16 protein-coding genes are annotated in these 20413 nt (G+C 72.1%); 5 read left to right on the top strand and 11 right to left on the bottom strand.

The features are described from left to right. Window positions 1-60: 60 nt before the first annotated feature. From LIV37_RS46460 to LIV37_RS46450, 3 genes are all read right to left on the bottom strand, one after another. Complete coding sequence (locus LIV37_RS46460) at window positions 61-2703, bottom strand: ATP-binding SpoIIE family protein phosphatase (RefSeq protein WP_121826566.1); 2643 nt, start codon at window positions 2701-2703, stop codon at window positions 61-63. Window positions 2704-2872: 169 nt separating this feature from the next. After that, the gene (locus tag LIV37_RS46455) at window positions 2873-3892 is read right to left on the bottom strand and encodes a Gfo/Idh/MocA family oxidoreductase (protein WP_020874022.1); all 1020 of its coding nucleotides are present in this window, start codon (window positions 3890-3892) and stop codon (window positions 2873-2875) included. A gap of 68 nt (window positions 3893-3960) precedes the next feature. Then, a complete protein-coding gene (locus LIV37_RS46450) occupies window positions 3961-4743 on the bottom strand; it encodes a TIM barrel protein (protein WP_020874021.1) in 783 nt (260 codons plus the stop codon). Between the two features lie 259 nt (window positions 4744-5002). Between LIV37_RS46450 and LIV37_RS46445 the strand changes: the two genes are divergently transcribed. After that, window positions 5003-6028 (top strand): LacI family DNA-binding transcriptional regulator, encoded by a 1026-nt coding sequence (locus LIV37_RS46445; RefSeq protein WP_121826730.1) that lies wholly within the window; start codon window positions 5003-5005, stop codon window positions 6026-6028. Between the two features lie 23 nt (window positions 6029-6051). Here the strand turns inward: LIV37_RS46445 and LIV37_RS46440 are convergent, their stop codons facing one another. Continuing rightward, on the bottom strand, window positions 6052-6747 hold the full coding sequence (locus LIV37_RS46440; protein WP_020874019.1) for a type 1 glutamine amidotransferase domain-containing protein: 696 nt from the start codon (window positions 6745-6747) through the stop codon (window positions 6052-6054). 202 nt (window positions 6748-6949) lie between these two features. On the opposite strand from LIV37_RS46440, the gene LIV37_RS46435 reads away from it, so the two are divergent. Then, window positions 6950-7906 (top strand): LysR family transcriptional regulator, encoded by a 957-nt coding sequence (locus tag LIV37_RS46435; RefSeq protein WP_243146529.1) that lies wholly within the window; start codon window positions 6950-6952, stop codon window positions 7904-7906. A 30-nt stretch (window positions 7907-7936) separates the two neighbouring features. Here LIV37_RS46435 and LIV37_RS46430 read toward each other — a convergent pair whose 3' ends face one another. Continuing rightward, complete coding sequence (locus LIV37_RS46430; protein WP_020874017.1) at window positions 7937-8662, bottom strand: response regulator transcription factor; 726 nt, start codon at window positions 8660-8662, stop codon at window positions 7937-7939. Continuing rightward, entirely contained in the window at window positions 8655-9920 is a 1266-nt protein-coding gene (locus LIV37_RS46425; protein ID WP_020874016.1) for a sensor histidine kinase, read from the bottom strand. The genes LIV37_RS46430 and LIV37_RS46425 overlap by 8 nt, the downstream gene beginning before the upstream one ends. Window positions 9921-10131: 211 nt before the next feature. Between LIV37_RS46425 and LIV37_RS46420 the strand changes: the two genes are divergently transcribed. The 3 genes from LIV37_RS46420 to LIV37_RS46410 all read left to right on the top strand — a co-directional run bounded on the left by LIV37_RS46420 (window position 10132) and on the right by LIV37_RS46410 (window position 15239). Next, on the top strand, window positions 10132-12642 hold the full coding sequence (locus LIV37_RS46420) for an ABC transporter permease (protein ID WP_020874015.1): 2511 nt from the start codon (window positions 10132-10134) through the stop codon (window positions 12640-12642). Window positions 12643-12766: 124 nt separating this feature from the next. Beyond that, window positions 12767-14200: a cytochrome ubiquinol oxidase subunit I gene (locus LIV37_RS46415; protein WP_020874014.1), complete on the top strand. Its 1434-nt coding sequence runs from the start codon at window positions 12767-12769 to the stop codon at window positions 14198-14200. 16 nt (window positions 14201-14216) lie between these two features. Beyond that, complete coding sequence (locus LIV37_RS46410; RefSeq protein ID WP_020874013.1) at window positions 14217-15239, top strand: cytochrome d ubiquinol oxidase subunit II; 1023 nt, start codon at window positions 14217-14219, stop codon at window positions 15237-15239. Between the two features lie 51 nt (window positions 15240-15290). Here LIV37_RS46410 and LIV37_RS46405 read toward each other — a convergent pair whose 3' ends face one another. From LIV37_RS46405 to LIV37_RS46385, 5 genes are all read right to left on the bottom strand, one after another. Further along, complete coding sequence (locus LIV37_RS46405; protein WP_202979715.1) at window positions 15291-16142, bottom strand: FHA domain-containing protein; 852 nt, start codon at window positions 16140-16142, stop codon at window positions 15291-15293. Beyond that, a complete protein-coding gene (locus LIV37_RS46400; protein WP_121826733.1) occupies window positions 16142-18073 on the bottom strand; it encodes a serine/threonine-protein kinase in 1932 nt (643 codons plus the stop codon). The genes LIV37_RS46405 and LIV37_RS46400 overlap by 1 nt, the downstream gene beginning before the upstream one ends. A gap of 215 nt (window positions 18074-18288) precedes the next feature. Beyond that, complete coding sequence (locus LIV37_RS46395) at window positions 18289-18723, bottom strand: septal ring lytic transglycosylase RlpA family protein (protein ID WP_020874010.1); 435 nt, start codon at window positions 18721-18723, stop codon at window positions 18289-18291. A gap of 68 nt (window positions 18724-18791) precedes the next feature. Beyond that, window positions 18792-19604 (bottom strand): glycoside hydrolase family protein, encoded by an 813-nt coding sequence (locus LIV37_RS46390; RefSeq protein WP_020874009.1) that lies wholly within the window; start codon window positions 19602-19604, stop codon window positions 18792-18794. Window positions 19605-19615: 11 nt separating this feature from the next. Next, window positions 19616-20413 (bottom strand): thaumatin family protein, encoded by a 798-nt coding sequence (locus tag LIV37_RS46385; RefSeq protein ID WP_020874008.1) that lies wholly within the window; start codon window positions 20411-20413, stop codon window positions 19616-19618.

The raw sequence follows: 20413 nt of genomic DNA, 5'->3' as shown, positions 1-20413 counted from the left end.
CGATCCTAGAGCGTGCCGGTCGCGGGCCGCACCGCCGGGCACACCGCGGGCCCCGTCCCCTCAGGCGGCGGCCGGGTGGCCGGGCGATGGCAGTGCCTGTTCCGTCCACATGCACTTGCCCGCCGCCGAGAACCGCATGCCCCATCGATCGGACAGCGCCGCCACCAGCTGCAGCCCGCGCCCGCCCTCGTCGGTCTCGGCGGCGCGGCGGATCCGCGGGGTGGTGAGGCTGCGGTCGGAGACCTCGCAGATCAGCGTCCGGCCGTACAGCAGGCGCAGCCGCGGCGGGCCCTTGGCGTGCCGGACGACGTTGCCGACCAGCTCGCTGACCAGGAGCTCGGTGGTCATCGTCAGCTCGTCGAGATGCCATGCGGACAGCTGCTCGGTGACATGGTGGCGGGCTTCGGCCGCGGCGATGGGGCCGTCCGGCAGCGCCCACGACACCACCCGGTCGGCGGCCATCGACCGCGTTCGGGCGATCAGCAGCGCGGCGTCGTCGTGGGTCTCGGCCTGCTCCGGCACCAGCGCGTTGATGACGGCGTCGCACAGCCGGCCGGGATCGTGCAGCGTGGTGGGGGCGGAGGTGGGTGCGGACGCGGTCCCGGGCGAATCGGCGGGGGGTGCGGCGGCCCTGGTGAGGGCCTGGGCGAGCCGCGCCATGCCCTCGTCGATGTCGACCGTCGACGACTCGACCAGGCCGTCGGTGTAGAGCACCAGATGGCTGCCCTCGGGCACCTGGACCTCATGGGTCTCGAAGGGCGGGCTGGCGGCGCCGAGCGGCGGATCGGCGTCGACATGGGGGAAGTGGGCCGTGCCGTCGGGGTGGACGATGGCGAGCGGTGGATGTCCGGCGCTCGCGAAGGCATAGCGATTGGTGACCGGGTCGTAGACCGTGTACAGACAGGTGGCGTAGAAGTCATCGCCGAGGTCGCCGACCAGATCGTTGAGATGGGTGAGCAGCTCATCGGGCGGGAACTCGAGATCGGCGAGAGTGTGGACGGCCGTGCGCAGCCGCCCCATCGTGGCGGCCTCGGACAGCCCGTGGCCCATGACATCGCCGATGACGAGGGCGACCCGCTCCCCGGACAGCGGGATGAGGTCGTACCAGTCGCCGCCGACCTGTACGCCCTCGGTGGCGGGCAGATAGCGCGCCTCGGCGGCGACGGCCGGTACGACGGGCAGCGTACGGGGCAGCAGCCCGCGCTGGAGCTCCTGGGCGCGGGTGTGCTCGGCGTCGTAGAGCCGGGCCCGCTCCAGCGCCTGGGCGACCAGCCCGCTCAGCGCGATGAGCAGGGAGCGGTCCTCCTCGGAGAAGTGGCGCGGCCGCGAGAAGCTCACCACGCAATAGCCGATCTGCTGGTCCGAGGCGATCAGAGGGAGGAACGCCCACGCCTTCATCCCGCTGCGGTGGAGATAGCCGACCGCGTCCGGATGCCGTTCGGCGTACTCCTGCGGGGTGGACAGGAAGGTCGGAGTGCGGGTGTTGAGCACCTGGACGACCGCGGACATCTCCGAGACCATCATTTTCTTGACGATCTCGAGGAACTCCTCCGGATATCCGGCCGAACCGACGATCCGCAGCCGCGCGGTTTCGATCAGCCCGCAGATCAGGCCGGTGGCGCCGAACGGCGGAAGCATCCGGTCGGCGACCGCCTTCACCACGTCCTGGACGGTCAGCGCCTCGGCGAGCGCCGAGGTCAGCTCGCCCATGCGCATGACCCGCTCGGCCGCGGTGCGCTGGGCCGCGGACTGCTCGGCCTCCTCCCTCCGGCGTTCGGTGATGTCCGCGATGTGGATGACCAGTCCGTCGGGGGCCGGGTCGAAACGTGCGTGGTACCAGCCCGCTCTGCCGGGCCACCGGGTGTCGAATCCGGCCGGTGCGTGAGTGGTCACGGCCCGCCCGTGGCAGGCGGCCATCCCGGTGTCCCGGACCACCGGGTGGTCCCACAGCACCGTCCCCAGCACCTCCTGGGCGGAAGCACCCAGCAACTTCAGGGCCGCGGGGTTGGCGAAGGTCAGCCGCGCCTGGCCGTCGAGAGCGAGGAGGCCGTCGTTCATCCGCCATACGGCACTGCCGACGGCGTCACCGCCGAGGGGCTGTCGCTCGTGCTCGACGTCCGCGGCGGCGGGCCGGACGGGCCGCAGATACTCGGCGACCCAGTCGGCGACCCTCCGCAGGAACTCACACTGCCCGTCATCGAGCTCATCCGGCGCCTCCACCAGGACGGACAGCGCGCCCACCGACCGCCCGCCGGCCGTGACCACCGGCACCGACACCACACCGCTGCCGGGCGGCAGCGACCCGGCACCGGGAGAAAAGTCCCCGTGGGAGGGGCGGCCGGGCGACGAGAGGGGCGCCCGGTGCGGTACGTCGGGCGGTGGCGGCGTCCAGACGTGGGTGCGGTAGCGGACGCAGGACACCGGGGCCGCGCTGTCCTCGTCCGTGAGGGTCTCCCACCCCGCGACCAGGTTGTCCGGCAGCCCCATGCTGGCCACCAGGCGCATCACGCCCCGGCGCGGATCACGCACATGGATCATGCCGCCCAGGGCGCCGAGTTCGGCGACCGCCTGCCCGAGGGCGAGTCTCACCGGCCCGGTGCCACTCAGCTGGCCACCCGCGGAACCCATCAGCCGAAGCCGTGTCCGCGCCGACCGAGTGATCCGGGTGTCCGCGCTGTCTGGGTGCTGCTCATCCACACCCATGGCGTCACCTGTCATCGTCCTCGGGAGCCCGGTGCCGTACGGATCGCAGGCCGGCCGCGTCCTATATAGCCCGAATATAACGCCTCTCCGGAAACGAGTCCCGGCCTCCGGACATGGTCATCGGCGTACCTCGCCGGACGCCGTCACCAAGAGCCGAAGGGCGGTGTCACTACGCGATGTCGTCGATGCGGACCGGGACGCCGGTGGTGACCGACCGGATGGCCGCGAGCGCGACGGACAGGGCGGCGCGGGCGTCCTGTCCGGTGACGGAGGGGGCGCGGCCGGTGCGCACGCACTCGGCGAAGTCGGCGAGTTCGGCCACGTAGGCGTCATGGAAGAGTTCCTGGTCGTAGGTGACGCATTCGGTGGCGCCGCCGTCCGGGCCGTAGGCGGTCAGATGGCCGCGGCGGATGTCGCCCATGGTGAGCATCCCCGCCGAGCCGAAGACCTCGCCGCGCACGTCGTACCCGTACAGCGCCTGGAAGTTCGCCTCGGCGGTGGCGAGGGCGCCGTTGTCGAAGCGGATGGTGACCACGGCGGTGTCGAGCAGTCCGCGGTCCTTGAAGTCGGGGCGGACCAGTGCGTCGGCGAACGCGAAGGCCTCGACCGGCGCGGCGCCGGGGTTGAGGTAGCGCAGGGTGTCGAAGTCGTGGATGAGGGTCTCCAGGAAGATCGTCCACGGTGGGATACGGCCCGGGTCGGCCAGCTTGGGGTCGCGGGTGAGCGAGCGCAGCAGCTGCGGGGTGCCGACGGCGCCCGCCCGGACCTTCTCGTGGGCGGCGTGGAAGCCGGTGTCATAGCGGCGGTTGAAGCCCACCTGGAGGGGGACACCGGCGTCGGCCGCGACCGCGATGGCGCGGTCCGCCTCCTCGAGGGTGACGGCCATGGGCTTCTCGCAGTAGACGGCCTTGCCCGCCCGGGCCGCGGCCTCGACCAGCCCGGCGTGGGTACGGGCCGGGGTGGCGATGACCACCGCCTCGACCCCGGGGTCGGCGAGCAGCTCGGCTATCTCCGTGTACGCCGTGGTGCCGCCCAGCCGGTCGGCCAGCCCCTGCGCGGCGCCGGGCGCCGGGTCGGCGACGGCGGCGAGACGGACACCGGGGAGACGGTGGGCGAGGGTCTCGGCGTGGAAGGAGCCCATGCGTCCGGCGCCGATGAGGCCTACGGGGAGGGGATGCGGTGTGGTCATGCGGTGCTCCGTGGGGTCGGTGGGTGGCGGCGTGCGATGAGGGCTGGACGGCCTCGCGGGCGCGCGCCTCAGCCGGTGAAGGCGGAGCGGAAGCGCTCCAGGGCGAGGTCGCTGTCGCCGGAGGCCCATGCCTCCATGGCGACGGTGCCCTCGTAGCCGAGGTCGGCGAGGGTCCGGGCGATGGCCGGGTAGTTGATCTCTCCCGTTCCGGGCTCGCGGCGGCCGGGTACGTCGGCCACCTGGATCTCGCCGATCAGGCCCCGGCCGTGGGCCCGGCGAACGAGCTCGGTGAGGTTCCCCTCGCCGATCTGCGCGTGGTACAAGTCCAGGTTCATCCGCAACCCCGGCCGGTCCACGGCCTCGACCAGTGCCAGGGTGTCGGCGGCCTTCGCGAACGGCACACCGGGGTGGTCCACGGCGGTGTTGAGGTTCTCCAGGGTGAAGGTGACCCCGGTGCGCTCGCCCAGCTCGGCGAGGCGGGTGAGGGTGCGGTGGGCGGCGATCCACATCGGGCCGGTGGCCTCGCCCGCCACCGGCGCCACCGGCAGACCGTCGCCGTCCAGCCCGGTGCCGTGCAGATTCAGCCGGGGGCAGCCGAGCTGATGGGCCACCTTGACCGACTCCTCGGCGGTGCGCAGGAGTTCGGCCGCCCCGTCCCTGTCCGTCAGGCTGCCGCGCAGGTAGCCGGTCATGGAGGAGAACACCGCGCCGGTCCGTTCGAGGGCGGCCAGATCGTGTCGGCTCCAGTCCCAGATCTCGACCTGGAAACCGGCGTCGTGGATGCGCCGCGCCCGTTCGTGGACCGGCAGATCCCGGAAGACCATCTCGGCGCAGACCGCCAATGTGTACATGCTACTTCTCGCTCCCTGTCCGGCCCGGCAACAAAGCGACTAGAACGTTGCAGCTACTAGAACGTTCTAGATGTCGAGCAGCAGTACGCCAGCCGCCGACCATCCCTGTCAAGGGATGACGGCGGAATCACTAGAACGTTATAGCAGCGGGGGCGCGTGCGCCCGGGGCCCTGGGCTACGATCGTCGCGCCCGGAAGCGAAACCCCGGCCCGAGACGACTCCTCGACCGAAGACGACACCTAGACCAGGGAGACCAGTGGTGCCACCGACGCCGGCCGTCCCCCATGGGAAGCGCCCGACCCTCGCGGACGTGGCGGCGCGGGCAGGCGTGTCCACGGCGCTGGTCTCCATCGTGATGCGGGACGCCAAGGGCGCCGGTGCCGCCACCCGTGAGCGGGTCCTCCAGGCGGCACAGGAGATCGGCTACCGGCCGGACGCCCGGGCCCGGCTGCTGCGCAGCCACCGGTCCCATCTCCTCGGCGTGCAGTTCGGCCTTCAGCACCCCTTCCACTCCGATCTGCTGGAGGGCGTGTACGCGGTGGCCGAGCCCGCCGGGTACCAGATCGCGCTGAGCGCCGTGGCCGCCGGGCGTGGTGAGCAGCGGGCCACCGACACCCTGCTGGCCGACCGCTGCGAGGCCCTGATCCTGCTCGGCCCGCAGGCCCCGGCCGCGCGGCTGGCCGAACTCGCCGCACAGCTCCCGGTGGTCTCCGTGGCCCGGCGGCTGCGCGGGGCCGCCCCGGGGGTGGAGGTGGTGCGGACCGCCGATGACGAGGGCGCCCGTCAGGCCGTGGACCACCTGGTGGCCCTCGGCCACCGCGACATCGCCCATATCGACGGCGGCAGCGCACCCGGCGCCGCCGACCGGCGCCGTGGCTATCGTACCGCCATGGGCCGCCACGGCCTGGCCGACCGCGTCCGCGTCCTGCCCGGCGGGCTCACCGAGGAGGACGGCGCCGCGGGCGCCCGCGCCCTCCTCGACACCACTCCCCGGCCCACGGCCGTCCTCGCCTTCAACGACCGCTCCGCCACCGGGGTTCTGGACACCCTCCTGCGCGCCCGGGTCCCCGTCCCCGACGAGATCTCCGTCGTCGGCTTCGACGACAGCCACTTGGCGCGTCTGGCCCATATCGACCTCACCACCGTCGGCCAGGACATCCCCCGCCTCGCCGAACTCGCCGTCAGCCGGGCCATCGCCCGCCTGGAGGGAGAGCGGGTCCCCGACGGGGAGGCCGTGGTCGCCCCCCATCTCGTCATCCGGGGCACCACGGCCGAGCCCGCCTGAGGCGGGGGGGGAGGGTCGAGAGGTCAGCCGAGCTTCTTGAGCAGTTCTTCGGCGAGCGGGCCGGAGGAGGCCGGGTTCTGGCCGGTGATGACGTTGCGGTCGACCTCCACATGCGGTGCGAAGGGGTCGCCGACCCGCACCGTCAGGCCCGCCTCGGTCAGCCGGTCCTGAAGGAGCCACTTGGCCTTGTCGGCGTTCCCGGCCATCTTCTCCTCCTCATTGGTGAAGGCCGTGATCCGGTAGCCCGCGTACGCGTGGGTGCCGTCCTCCGTGACCGCCGCCAACAGCGCCGCCGGGCCGTGGCAGACCACGCTCACCGGCATGCCACCGCGCACCGCCAGGGTGAGGATCTTGCCCGAGGCGGCGTCGACCGCGAGGTCCTCCATGGGGCCGTGGCCACCGGGCACATGGACGGCGTCGTAGTCGTCCAGCGTTACGTCGCTCAGCGCGATGGGGGCACGGAACTCCGCCGCGGTCTCGGTGACGCTCCTGACCCTGGCGGCGTTCTCCGGGCCGCCGTTGGCCTCGGGGCTGAGGCTGGCGGAGTCCACGGGCGGGACGACGCCGCCGGGGGTGGCCACCGTGATCTCGTGGCCCGCGGCCTTGAGCGCCTCATAGGGGACCACGGCCTCGTCGGCCCAGTAGCCGGTGGGGTGCTTCGTACCGTCGGCCAGTGTCCACTGGTCGGCACCGGTCATCACGAACAGGATCTTCGCCATGCTCACTCCTCGATGCGATCACGCGCGCTGAGCGCGGTCGCTGGGTTCTCCTGGGGCGTCGCCGCCCCGACATCGCGCCGCCGTCCTGGCGGCGTGCTCGAAGGTAGATCCACTGGGCATCGGAATGCCAATAGATCAGTCGATCGATGACATCGGGTTTCCGATGGAAGGAAGCGCCGGGTACCTCTCTATGCTGGGCCGCATGGCGGACGGGACACACCAGGACGGCGACATCGTCATCGGCGGCGGGGCGCCCCCGCAACATGCCGATCTGAATCTGCTGCGCACCTTCCTGGCCGTCTACCGCTCCGGCTCGTTCACCGCCGCGGCCCCGCTGCTCGGGCTCTCCCAGCCCACCGTCACCGCCCAGATCCGGGCCCTGGAGCAGCAGACCGGACGCGCGTTGTTCACCCGGCTCCCGCGCGGTGCGGAGCCCACCCACCTCGCCCATGACCTGGCCGGACACATCGCCGGACCACTCGACGCCCTCGCCTCACTCGGCGGCCGGAACACCGTACTCACCGGCCGCACCACCCTCGTCCACCTGGCCGGGCCCGCGGAGTTGCTGTGCGCCCGCGCCCTGCCCGCACTCGCCCCGCTGGTCGCCGAGGGGGTGCGGCTGCGGATCACCATGGGGCTGACCGATCCGCTGCTGGAGGCGCTGCGGGCGGGACACCACGACCTCGTGATCGCCACCAGACGCCCCGGTGGCCGCACGCTGACCTCGCTCCCGCTGGCGGACGAGGACTATGTGCTGGTCGCCTCGCCCGGCTGGGCCCGGCGCGCCGGGGAGCGGCTGGCGGCCGACGGGCCGTGCGCGGCCGTCCGTGACATACCCCTGATCACCTACGCGGAGGACCTCCCCATCGCCCGCCGGTACTGGCGCAATGTCTTCGGCAAGCGGCTCACCGCCCAGGCCGCGGTGACCGTGCCGGATCTGCGCGGGGCCGTGTCGGCCGTCGCCGCGGGCGCCGGTTACAGCGTGCTCCCCCGTTATCTGTGCCAGGACGAACTCGCCTCCGGTGGACTCGTCCTGCTCCATGAGCCCGAAGAGCCGCCGCTCAACACGCTCTTCCTCGTACAGCGGCCGGGTGCCGACGCCAACCCGGACGTCGCCCGGGTCCGGGAGCGGCTTCAGCGCACCGCACGCACCTGGTAGCGCACACACCGGGGACACCCGCCGGGCGGGTCAGCCGCCGCGGTTCGGCGAGGACTCGTCCACCATGCCGTGCTCCCAGGCCCAGGCCGCGATCTCGACGCGGTTGCGGGCGGCCAGCTTGCGCTGGACGTTGCCGAGGTGGGTCTTGACGGTGGACAGGGTGACATGGAGATCCGCGGCCACCTCCTCGTTGGTACGGCCACGGGCGACCCGCCGGACCACCTCGACCTCACGCTGGGTCAGCGGCTCGATCGGATCCTTGAGCCCGCCCCTGCCCCGGCGGGCCGGACGGGCCTCGGAAGGGGCAGGCCGGTCGCGGTGGGGTGCCATGTGCGCGAGCAGGCGGACGGTCACCGACGGGGAGATCAGCGAGTTGCCCGACGCCGCGGCCCGTACCGCCTCGGTGAGCAGCCCCGGTGCGCCGTCCTTGAGCAGAAAGCCGCACGCGCCGTTGCGCAGCGCCCGGTAGACGTATTCGTCGAGGTCGAAGGTGGTGGCGATGAGGACGTTGAGGGGATCCGGCACATCGGGCCCGGCGAGGAGCCGGGTGGCCTCCAGACCGTCCAGTTCGGGCATGCGGATGTCGAGGAGGCAGACATCGGGCCGCAGGCGGCGGGCCTGCTCGACCGCCTCGACGCCGTTCTTCGCCTGGGCGACGACTCGCATGTCCGGCTGGGAGTCGAGAATCATGCGGAAGGCGGCACGGACCATCTCCTGGTCGTCGGCGATGAGTACCTGGATCGTCATGTCACGCATGATCGCAGGCGATCGTCTCCTCGGTGGCCGTCTTGTCAGTGGCCGCCTTGTCCAGCGGCAGGACCGCCAGGACGTGCCAGCCGCCGCCGTCCCGTGGCCCTGATGTGATGTGCCCGTTGACCTTCTCGGCCCGTTCCGCGAGCCCCACCAGACCGTAGCCGCTCCCCTCGACCGACCGCCCGGCGGCGGGCGAGGCGCCAACCTGCCCGTCGTCGACGACCGACACCTCCAGCCGCTCCGGATGGCCGGGCCGGACGCCGATCCGCACCTCCACCCGGCCGACCCCGGTGGCGTGTTTGCGGACGTTGGTCAGGGACTCCTGCACCACGCGGTGGACCGTGGTGGCGATGCCGGTCGGAAGCGGCCGATCGGCGAGTTCCGGGGCGAGGATCAGCTCGGCGGCCGGCCCCACCTCGGAGAACTCCTCGGTGAGGGCACGCAGATCACGCAGCCTACGCGGTCCGCGCGGGCCCGCCGGATCACCCGTGGGCCGGGTCGTGGCGGAGGCGGTGGCATGGTCCCGCAGGCTGGTGACCATGGCGCGCATCGAACCGAGTGCCTGGGATCCGGCCCGCTCGATCTGGGCGAGCATCCGGTCCAGATCCTCCGGGGACTGGGTGTGTCCGGCCGCGGCGGTGAAACGCGCGGCTTTGGTCTGGGCGACGATCGCCGTCACGTGGTGGGCCACGAAGTCGTGCAACTCCCGGGCGTGTTCCAGGCGCTGGGCCTGCCGGATGGTCTCGCGCTCCCGCTCCCGCAGTGTGTCGTACAGACGCAGACACAGCCCCACCACCACCATGAACGGCACGGCGCAGACCGCGATGACGGTGATCAGGTTCTTGAGGTAGTCGTCCCACAGCTCGATCCGCAGCGGAAGGACCACGGCGGCGAGGGAGGATACCGCGACCAGCCCGGTCGCTCGCAGGGGCGGGCAGCGCCGCACGGCGCGGGTACTGAGCAGCAGCAGCGCACCCAGTTCCACCATGCCCGGGGTGTTCGGGGGACGCTCGGACAGCTGCGCTTCCGTCACGGTCAGCGCGCATGAGAGGGCCGCCGCGCCGAGGCCGTAGCGCGCGAAGAGGCGTTCCGGCACCGCGAGCGCGGCCAGGCACAGCACCCCGGACACCATCGTCGCCGCGGCCATCGCCGGATGCGGCGCGTTCAGCCCCTCCAGGACCACGAGGACGACCAGAGCGACGCCGACCAGGCCCTGCCGGAGGTGCCGGAAGCGGAAACGGGACCGGAACTCGGAGATCATGGCAGGTCACGCTACGGTCCGGCCGCCGTCGCCACATCAGACTTTCGGCCGAGGAAACCGGGGAAGTGGCACGGCCCGCTTCGGCATTCCGGTGGATCCGCCGCGCCACGTCCCCGCGAAGGATGGCATCCGGGGCGACCGGAGAGCGCTCAAGCCCGCTGCGCCACGCCCCTTCTCAACCGTTGCCCCTCACCCCTCCCGAAGGCCGTCGATGTTCCGCACCGCCCTGCGCACCCTCCGATCCCATCGGCTCCGTTTCGCGATGCCCGCCCTCGCCGTCGTGCTCGGGGTGGCCTTCGTGACCGGTTCGCTGCTCTACGGCGACTCCGTCAGAGCGGCCGTGAACCGCGCCCGGTCCAACTCCCAGCCCGATGCGTCCGTCTCCATCACCGCGGACCCCGCCGCGCCACACCGGCTCGACGACACGCTGCTGCGGCGGCTGCGCGCGCTGCCGTCGGCGGCCGCGGCGCGCGGCGTGGTGGAGGGCCGCTCCTTCCTCGTCGGCTCCGACGGCACTCTGGTCGGCGATCTGAACCAGGCCGCGGGCGTCAACTACGTGCCCGACGGCAGTGGCAAGGACATCCGCTATCCGCTCGCCGGGGGCCGTGGCCCCCGTGGCGCCGCCGAGATCGCCGTCGACCGGCGGACCGCCGAGCGGGCCGGGTACCGGGTCGGCGCCCGGGTGCGCATCGTCGTGGCGGGCACGGCACTCGACGCACGGCTGGTCGGCGTCTTCACCGCCCATGACAGCCGGGTGGACTCCGGTGGCACGCTCACCGCCTTCGACACCGCCACCGCGCAACGGCACTTCGCCCCCGCGCCGAAGGGCTACTCGGCGATCACACTGACCGCCGCCGAGGGCACATCGGACGCCCAACTCGCCCAGCGGGCACAGACGTCGCTGCCTTCCGGACTGCGGGCGGTCACCCGCGCCGAGCTGGAGTCCGGTGCCGCTCCCGCGGGTGACGCGGACAAGCTCACCACACTGCTGCTCAGCTTCGCCGGGATCGCCCTGTTCGTCTCCACCTTCCTGGTGGCCAACACCTTCACCATGCTCAGCGCGGCCCGCGCCCGGGAACACGCACTGCTGCGGGCCATCGGCGCCACCACCAACTACGTGATGCGCATGGTCCTGACCGAGGCCGCCGTGGTGGGCACGGCCGCGTCGGCCATCGGCTACGGTCTCGGCGTCGGCGTCGCACATCTGCTGGGCGGCCTGTTCGACGCCGCCGGAGCGGGGAACGCCACCGTGCCCGCGCTGTCCGCCGAACCGCTGCTCGCGGCCTTCGCCGTGGGCATCGGTGTCACCGTCCTCGCGGCCTACCTCCCGGCCCGCCGGGCGGCGGCCGTACCGCCCGTGGCGGCGCTGCGGACCGTCCAGCCGTCCACCGCCGCCTCGCTGCGCCGCCGCAACGCCATCGGGCTGATCACCACCGCGTGCGGCGCGCTGCTGATCGCCGCCGCCGTCGGCGAGCCGGACCTCCTCTTCGGCGCCGCGCCCCTGCTGCTGGTCGGGCTGATCGTCCTCACCCCGCTGCTCGCCCTGGGCCTCACCGGGCTGTTGCGCTCCCCGCTGACCCGGCTGGCGGGCGTCCGGGGCAAGCTGGCGGTGGAGAACGCCCGCCGCAATCCACGGCGTACGGCGGCCACCGCGACCACCCTGATGGTCGGTCTGGCGATGGTCACCGCGGTCACCGTGGCCGTCACCTCGGTGAACCGCTTCGACGAGCGGGAGGCCGACCGCTCCATGGCCTCGGACCTGCGCATCACGGCCGTCGACTTCGGGGAGGTCGGCCAGGGCACGGCGGCCCGGGTGGCGCGGCTCGCCGACGCCGAGGCCGTCACCTCCGTCATCCCCACCTACTTCGACCTCGCCGGCAAGACCCCCCTCTCGGTCACCGCGGTCGACCCCGCCGCGGTGGAACGCGCCGCGTCGCTCACGGTCCGGGAGGGGTCGCTGGACCGCCTCGACCGGGGCATCGCCGTCACCGAGGAACTGGCCGCCGCCCACGGCTGGCGGCTCGGCTCCCGTGTCACCGGAAGCTTCACCAGTGCGAGCGGGCGTACGCCGGACACCAGGGCCAGTCTGCCCGTCGTCGCGATCTACGACGGCCCGGAGGAGCTGACCCCCGCCCTCGTCTCCGAGCGCGCCCTGCCACGTCCGGCCGGCGCCGAGGGCCGGCCGAGCATCGGCTCGGTCCTGGTCAAGGCGGCCCCCGGCCGCACCGCCGCGCTCCAGGAGGAGATCCGACGCGCCCTGGACAACCCGGCGCTGCTCGTCCAGGACCGCGCCGACGCGAGGGCCGCCGCCACCGCGCGGACCGCGCCGTTCCTGAACATCATGTACGCCATGCTCAGCGTCACCGTGCTGATCGGCGCCCTCGGGGTGGTCAACACCATGAGCATGGCCGTCTTCGAGCGGGTGCGGGAGATCGGGCTCCTGCGGGCCATCGGGCTGGACCGCGGTGGCATCGGATCCGTGCTGCGCCTGGAGTCGGTGACCATCTCCCTCTTCGGCTCCGCGCTCGGTGTCGTCGCCGGTACGGCCATCGGCGCGGCGGCGGTCCTCGGCCAGGAGGCCGTTCCGCTCGTCATCCCCTGGGACAGGACGGCCCTCTTCTTCCTCGCGAGTGCCGCGATCGGCGTGCTGGCCTCGCTCTGGCCGGGCCGTCAGGCCGCGCGCATCCCGATGCTGGAGGCCATCGGCGCGGACACCGAGTGACGGTCGTGGGGCGACCGCCCGTTGCCCCACCCCGGCGTGTCGCGGCCGGGAAACCACCGCGACACGGCAGAGGCGGGTAAAGGTGTTTTCCGGGAGGGGGCTCAGCGACGAGTGAGGAGCGGCCGTGCCCGCTGTCGACCAGCACCCGTGGCCGCAGGCCGCGGCCGCGGTGAGGGACTGGCTGGCGGGCCCGGCCACGTCCGGCGATCTGGCCGCGGCCCGCGCCCAGATGGGCTTCTCGCTCGCCTGGCACATCGTGGTGGCCTGTCTGGGCGTGGGGCTTCCGCTGCTCACCCTGATCGCCGAATGGTGGGGGGTGCGCACCGGCGACCCCTCGTACCGGCTGCTCGCCCGGCGCTGGGCGCGGGCCATGGGGGTGCTGTTCGCCGTGGGCGCGGTCTCCGGCACCATCCTCAGCTTCGAGATGGGGTTGCTGTGGCCGGGGCTGATGGGCCGCTACGGCCAGGTCATCGGGCTGCCGTTCGCCATCGAGGGCATCGCCTTCTTCATCGAGGCCATCTTCCTCGGCATCTACCTCTACGCATGGGACCGGCTGCCGCCGCGCGTCCATATGCTCACCGCGATCCCCATCATCATCGCCGGTGTGGCCTCGGCGTTCTTCGTGGTGTGCGCCAACGCGTGGATGAACCAGCCGCGTGGCTTCACCGTCCGCCACGGCAGGGTCGTGGGCGTCGATCCGCTGGCCGCGATGTTCAACCCGGCCAGTCCGCCGCAGACCGTCCATATGATCCTCGCCGCGCTGATGGTGGCGTCCTTCCTGACCGCGAGCGTGTACGCGGTCTCCCTGCTGCGCGGCCGCACCGACCGCTACCACCGCGCGGGGTTCTTCATCCCGTTCGTCCTCGGCGCCGTCGTCTCACCCGTCCAGCTCGTGGTGGGCGACTGGATCGCCCGCTTCGTGGCCGACTACCAGCCGGTCAAGCTCGCCGCCATGGAGGGTGTCCTCACCACCTCCAGCCATGTGCCGCTCACCGTGGGCGGTATCGCGGGCGACCACGGCATCAAGGGCGGTCTGGAGATCCCCAACGGTCTGTCGCTGCTGGTCGGCTTCAGTCCCAGCACGGTCGTCGAGGGTCTGAACCAGGTGCCTCCCGCCCAGCGGCCCCCGATCACGGGCACCCATCTGGCGTTCGACCTGATGGTGCTCGGCGGGCTGTTCCTGATCGGGCTCGGGGTCTGGCTGCTGCTGGCCTGGTGGCGCACCCGGCGCCGGGGCGAGAGCGACCCGCTGGCCCGCCGCGGCACACGCCTCTTCCTGTGGCTGGCCTCCTTCAGCGGTCTGGCGGCGGTCGTGTCGCTGGAGTGCGGCTGGGTGGTCACCGAGGAGGGTCGTCAGCCGTGGGTGGTGCAGGGGGTCCTCAGCGTCCGGGACGCGGTGAATCCCGCCCCCGGCCTCATGACCGGGCTGTGGCTGGTGCTCGTGGTGTACGCCGCGATGACGGTGGCCACCGTCTACGTCCTGCGCCGGCTCGCGGGCGAGCGCCCGGTCCCGGTGGCCCCGCAGGAAGCCGATGTGACCGGCTATCCGGTCGTGTGAAGCGCTGGAGGTACTGATGCTCGCGGACACCGTCCTGGCGGTGATGTGGCTGGGTCTGATGTGCTACGCCCTCTTCGCCGGCGCCGACTTCGGGGCGGGGCTGTGGGATCTGGTGGCCGGTGGCAGCCGTCGCGGGCGGCCGCAGCGCGCACTGATCGAGCACGCCATCGGACCGGTCTGGGAGGCCAACCACGTGTGGCTGATCTTCGTGGTGGTGATGCTGTGGAGCGGCTTCCCCGAGGTGTTCGCCGCCGTGATGTCCACCCTCTATCTGCCGCTGACCCTGGCGGCGCTCGGCATCATCGCGCGCGGCGCCGCGTTCGCGTTCCGCAAGGCCAGCACCCAGCTGTGGCAGCAGCGGCTGTTCGGGGCCTGCTTCGCCACGTCCTCGGTCGTCACGCCCTTCTTCCTGGGCACGGTCGCCGGTGGTGTGGCCTCCGGGCGCGTACCCCCGGGCCTCGCCGCGGGCAGTACGGTCACCAGCTGGCTCAATCCGGCGTCCTTCCTCGGCGGTGTGCTGGCCGTGGTGACCTGCGCCCATCTGGCCGCCGTCTATCTGTGCGCGGACGCGGCGCGCGGCGGCGGGCCCGACCTGGTGCGGGCGTTCCGGCGGCGGGCCCTGGCCAGCGGGTTGGCCGCGGGTGCCGTGGCGCTGGCGGGCATCGCCGTGCTGCACGCCGACGCGCCACGGCTGTTCCACGGACTCACCCATCGCGCCCTGCCCCTGGTGGTGCTGTCGGCCGTCACCGGAGTGGCCGGGCTGGTCCTGCTCATGCGGTCGCTGTGGGGCTGGGCCCGGGCCGCCGCCGCCCTCGCCGTGGCCCTCATCGTCTGGGCCTGGGGCGTGGCGCAGTACCCGCTGATGCTGGTCCCGGACCTCACCGTGGCACGGGCGGCCGCACCGCCGTCGGTGCTGGCCGCCGTGCTGATCGTGTTCGCGGTCGGGGCGCTGCTGCTGATCCCGTCCCTGGGCTGGCTCTACGCGCTCTTCCAGCGCCCGGAGACCGGCACGACGGCGGGGGTCGAGGAGGCGCGCTGAACGGTCGACGAACGGTCAGGGCGCGCTGAGCGGTGGGAACTCACCGGGCGGTCAGGCGGCGTCGATCAGGGCCAGGTCCGGGGGGACGAGCGTGGTCGACATCATCAGGGCCCGGATCAGATGGTCGTTGAGCGCGTTGCCGACCGGTTCGCCGACCTCTTCGCGGGTCAGCCAGGGCACTCCGTCGCGGGACAGCATCGTGCGGACCCGGTTGACCAGGTGCTCGACGCGCTTCTCGCTCCAGCCCTCTGCCGGGCGCAACTCCGCGAGCTGGGAGGCGGTCTGCCGCCAGGTGAGGGGCTGCGGCCTGGGCTCGTGGAGCAGATACCGCTGGCCGAGGACGACGAGCGCGAGCTTCTCCTCGTCGCTGAGCACCCATACGCGGGGCGGGCGGGTGACATCCCCGGGCAGGGCCACCGGCCGCTCGGTCTCGGGGCCGCTGACGAAGACCTCCAGCAGATGCTCACGGTCGCGCGAGCCCCGGACGAACAGCGGGGTGTAGCCGGTCTCGAGGGGCAGTGGCTCCTCGCCGGTGAAGAGCAGCCGGGACGGGAACCGGAGCGGCAGCCGGCCGTTGTTGGCGACCCACCAGCGGCCGTGGCGGTGGGTCAGTCTGCCCTGGCAGCGGCTGACCTGTGGATCGTCCTCGCCCACACAGATGTGCACCTCGGGGCGGTTCCGCCCGAAGAGCAGCTCACGGCCGTCACCGGGGCCGAGGGTCATGCCACCGGTCAGGGCGAGCGCGAAGGCGGTGCCCGGCACCGGCGCGGTCACCCCGCGGGCCAGGCTGCCGTGCGCGGCGGGCAGCGGGCGGCCGCCCGCGGCGGGACGGCCGGTGGCGGGGCGACGGGCGGCGGGTGCCCGCCCGGTGGCAGGACGGTCGCTGCCGGGAGGTGTTGTGATCATGATGCCGGGAGTTTCTTCGCGGCCGCGGCGGCGAGCGCCTTGGCGGTCTTGCAGACCTTTCCGGTGGACTCCGGTCCGTAGACGTTCAACGACATGAACTCGACGGTGTCGTCGCCGAGGGAGTTGCGGTACGACCGGTGCAACACCCGGACCAGGCATGAGTCGTCGTCCCACTCATTCGGCGACACCGAGCCCCGCCTGCCGGCGATGACCGCCGACTGTCCGTCGTCCGTGGTGAACTGGTTGTCCCGGTTGAACACCACCTTCACCCCCGCGTCGCCCGAGCCGTCCGTCCACTCGCACTGCCAGTCCCCGAAGCCCGGGTCGCGGTCCGCCACCCGGACACCGGCGACCCGCTTGAGCTCATCGCCGTCCAGCACCCGGCATGCGTGTCCCCGGAGCAGGGAGCTCGCCACCGGCTGCCCGGAACGCCGGGGGACCTGGCCGCGGTCCAGCACGCTGACCACGTAGTCGGTGGCGGCGTCGCCCAGCTGGCAGGGGTCGGGCGCCGGGGCGTCGAGCCGCTCGGTGATGATCCAGATCTGCTTGTGGTCGGCGGACGCGATGTTCCGCAGGCACTCGTCGCCATCGCGCTGATACGCGCCGACGGTGACATTGCCGACCCTTCTGGTGGGCACATCGCCACCCGGCTCCGGCGGATCGGCGCTGAAGTTGAGCTGGACGTCGGCGATGTCATCGCCGCTCTCGCCCTGCAGCAGGACATCGCACCGGTCGATCTCGCCGTAGTCCGGGTCGAGCACGGTCTCGCCGAAGCGGCTGAGCGAGGCCGGGTTGAGCAACTTGCAGGGATCGGCGGTCCGCGCGTCGCCTATGGTGCCGGCCGGTCCCGTCCGGGTCGCCGAGTCGGCCGTACCGGACGTGCCACGCCCGCCGTCCTTCCCTGACCCGCCGCTCTCGTCGGAGCGCCCGCCGCCCCAGGGGCCGAAGAGGGTGGCCCAGCCCACCAGGACCGCGGCGGTGACCAGCGCGGCCGCGGTGATGACCACCCGGCGGCCCGGGCGGCGCCGGGCCCCCCGGACGGACGGCGGCACCAGGCGCATCGTGAAGGGGGTGCGGTCCAGCGTGTCGCCGTCGTGCGGGCCCTCGGTGTCCTCGATCGGCGTGGACGACGGCGCCACCCGTCGCAGCAGCCGTACGGCCTGGTCGGCGGCGGGGCGCCGCCTCGGCTCCAGATGCAGCAGCTTGGTGAGCGCGTCCGCCAGCGGACCGGCCCGGTGCGGGGTCTCGATATAGCCCTCGATGGCCCGCGCCACATAGGCCATGGGATGCGATGCCTCGCCGTACGGGGACCGCCCCTCGATCGCCGCGTAGAGGGTCGCGCCCAGTGAGAAGACATCGGACTTCCGGTCGGCCGCCTCTCCCCTGGCCACCTCGGGCGGCAGATACGGCGGTTTGCCGCGCACCCCGCCCGTCTGGGTCATGGTGGCCTCGCTCCACAGCGCCCGGGAGATGCCGAAGTCGGTCAGCTTGGCGACCCCGTCCTCGGTGATCAGGACGTTCTCCGGGGTGACATCGCCGTGCACCACGCCCTCGGCGTGCGACTTCGCCAGCGCGGCGGCGATCTGGCAGCCGATGGCGGCCGCCTCCTCCGGAGGGAGCGCGACACGGGCGCGCACCATGTCCGCGAGGCTGCCCCCGGACACGTACTCCATGACGATCCAGCAGATCTCGCCCTCGTCCACGAAGTCGAACACCGAGACGATGTGCGGATGGTGCAGCCGTGCGGCGTTGCGCGCCTCGTTGGTCAGGCGCCCCACCGCGCGGTCGTCGTCCGGACGGGCACACTTCACCGCGACCTGGCGGTCCAGCAGTTCATCGTGCGCCAGCCAGACGACGCCCATCCCACCTCTCCCGATGGGCTCCTGGAGGAGATATCGGTCGGCGACCTTGTCACCGGCCTCCGCCATCACCCGCACCCCCGCTACCCCGCTTCATCACCCGTTACGTTCCAGTGTCGCCACGGAGAGTACTTGCCCGCGAGGTCAGTGGGTAGCGCTTCCGGCGGACAGCCCCCGGAAAGAGGGAAGCCTCCGGCGCACGACGGTCGCTTCGCGAGCCGGGCGTCAGGGGGCCGATGTGGAGCGCCGGAACCGGCGCCCCACATCCTTCACCAAATACCCTCTCACCTCACGATTTTTTCCTTGACCACGATGTGGCCCGAGTCGGGATTGAGGACTCCGCCGAGCCGGGAGTAGGCGCCGTCGGTCAGGTCCAGACACTTGGGCACGGACGGCGTCCAGCCGAAGGTGCCGCGGTCGTTGACGCGCACGACCAGTGACTTGCCGTTGGCCACGTTGGTGACCTTCACCTTGGTGCCGAACGGCAGCTGCGGGCTGCGGCTGAGGGAGGTGGCGACGGTGTTCGCGTTGTTGTCGAAGAGTTCGCCGCTGGCGGTGTAGGCACCGGGCGGTATGTACCCGTAGTGCGTGGCCCAGCAGTTCTGCCCGGGCGGCGGGGTGTCGCTGGTGGCCGCGGTGCTCGTCGGGGCGACGGTCACTACGGCGGTCAGTGCGGCGGCTCCGACCGCCAGTCGGCCGATCAGCGTTGCCTTGCGCATGGCGGAGGACCTCGTTTCGGTTGTCATGATGTGGTGTGAGTGGTGTGGCGTGCGCGAGTGGCCTTGTCTCAGCCGGCCGCGCGGTAGGCGGTGCCGATCTGGTTTGGCGTCGCGCCGTTGTAGAGACCGGTGCCGCCGCGGTCCGCGGAGAGCGTGAACCACGCGTACCGCTGGACGAAGGACAGGCCTTGCAGCATGGCGGTGGACTTCTTCACGAACGCGGCCTGCTGGGCCGGGGTCGGATACCTCGGGGTACCGGTCGAGAAGTCGATCAGCGCGTATTCGGTGAGCCAGATCGGCTTGTTGTAGCGGTTGTGGGTGGCCTGGAGATAACCGCGCAGCTGTTCGGTCGCGCGGGTGGCGTCGAAGTCGGCGCCGTACCAGTGCAGGGGGATGAAATCCACCTTGTAGTCGCGGTCGGCGGCGCCCTTCATGAAGCGGTCGAGCCAGCCCCCGGCGACATCGCCGCCGTAGGCCACCGCGGGCGCGCCGAGCCGCATACCGGTCGACTGGAGCCGGGGCCACAGATCGAGCGCCTTGGCGACGGTCATATTGGCCTGGCCCGCCATGTCCGGTTCGTTGAAGCCGAGCAGGGTCGTGCCCTGACTCTTGGCCTGGTTGAGTTCGGCGTCGGTCACCGAGCCGGGACCCCAGATCATGGGCACGAATTCGACCCCGGCCGGAGCCTGGATCTGCTGTTTGCCCGAGGCCCAGGTGTAGAACCAGCCGACCTTGGCATCGGACATCGCCGCCGTGACCCCGTTGAACTTCCAGGCGCTGACGCCCTTCTTCTTCACCGCGGCCGTGGACGCGCCGGCGCCCGTCTGGCTTCCCGCGGTCAGCAGGGTCACCACCGCCAGCAGTACGGCGAGAAGTCGCATCCTGCGCATGGTCACGACCCCGCGTTGAAGGTCACGGTGAAGCCACTGCACTTACCGCAGTTCTGCATCACCTGGTTGCCGGGCTCCTGGTCCTGCTTGGAGTAGGCGTACGCCTTGGGGCACCGTGAGGCGATCGCGTTGCTGTACGGCGTCTTCACGTCCCGGTTGGGGTTGGTGCACAGCATCGGCGTGCCGTCCGGCCAGCGGGTGAGGTTGGCGGCCGGGCAGAACGGCAGCAGGTTCTGAGTGCAGCCCTGGGTGCCGCAACCTCCGCCACCGGCGGGGTTGTTGGGGGCGATCGTGATGGGGTTGGAGAACGCGTTGACGTAGCTCACGTTGTACCAGGGAGCGAGCGTGTCCTTGGTGTCGAAATTGAACTCGGCCAGGCTGACGGGCTGCTCGCCCAGCTCACAGCGGTCGGCGAACTTGCCGCAGTCCCCCACCTTGCAGTGGAAGGTGCTGCCCGAGGCGCCGGTGCATCCCAGGCGGGCGAAGAACTTTCCACGCCAGTGGCCGGGGTCGGCGTTCTCGGGGACCGTCACCGACGCCGACCGACCGGGTTCCAGGATGGGCAGTTTGGCGAATTGCTTCGAGCCATCGGCATTGACGGCGCTGCCGATCCACACCTTCCGTCCGGTGTGATTGACGAAGGTGACCGTGTGGTTGGCGGCGAGTGTCGCCTTGGCCGCGGCGGGTGCGTTGCCGGTCGGCAGCGCCACGCTCGTGGCCGCGCTCGTCCCCGCGGTCGGCAGCAGGGCCGCCAGCACCACCAGTGCCGCGGTGGCCAGGCCGATCAGAATTCTGCGCAT

Origin of the sequence: Streptomyces rapamycinicus NRRL 5491 (assembly GCF_024298965.1) — a bacterium.
Lineage (GTDB): Bacteria > Actinomycetota > Actinomycetes > Streptomycetales > Streptomycetaceae > Streptomyces > Streptomyces rapamycinicus.
Note: the sequence above shows the minus strand (reverse complement) of the source record. Positions and strands in the feature narration are given on the sequence as shown.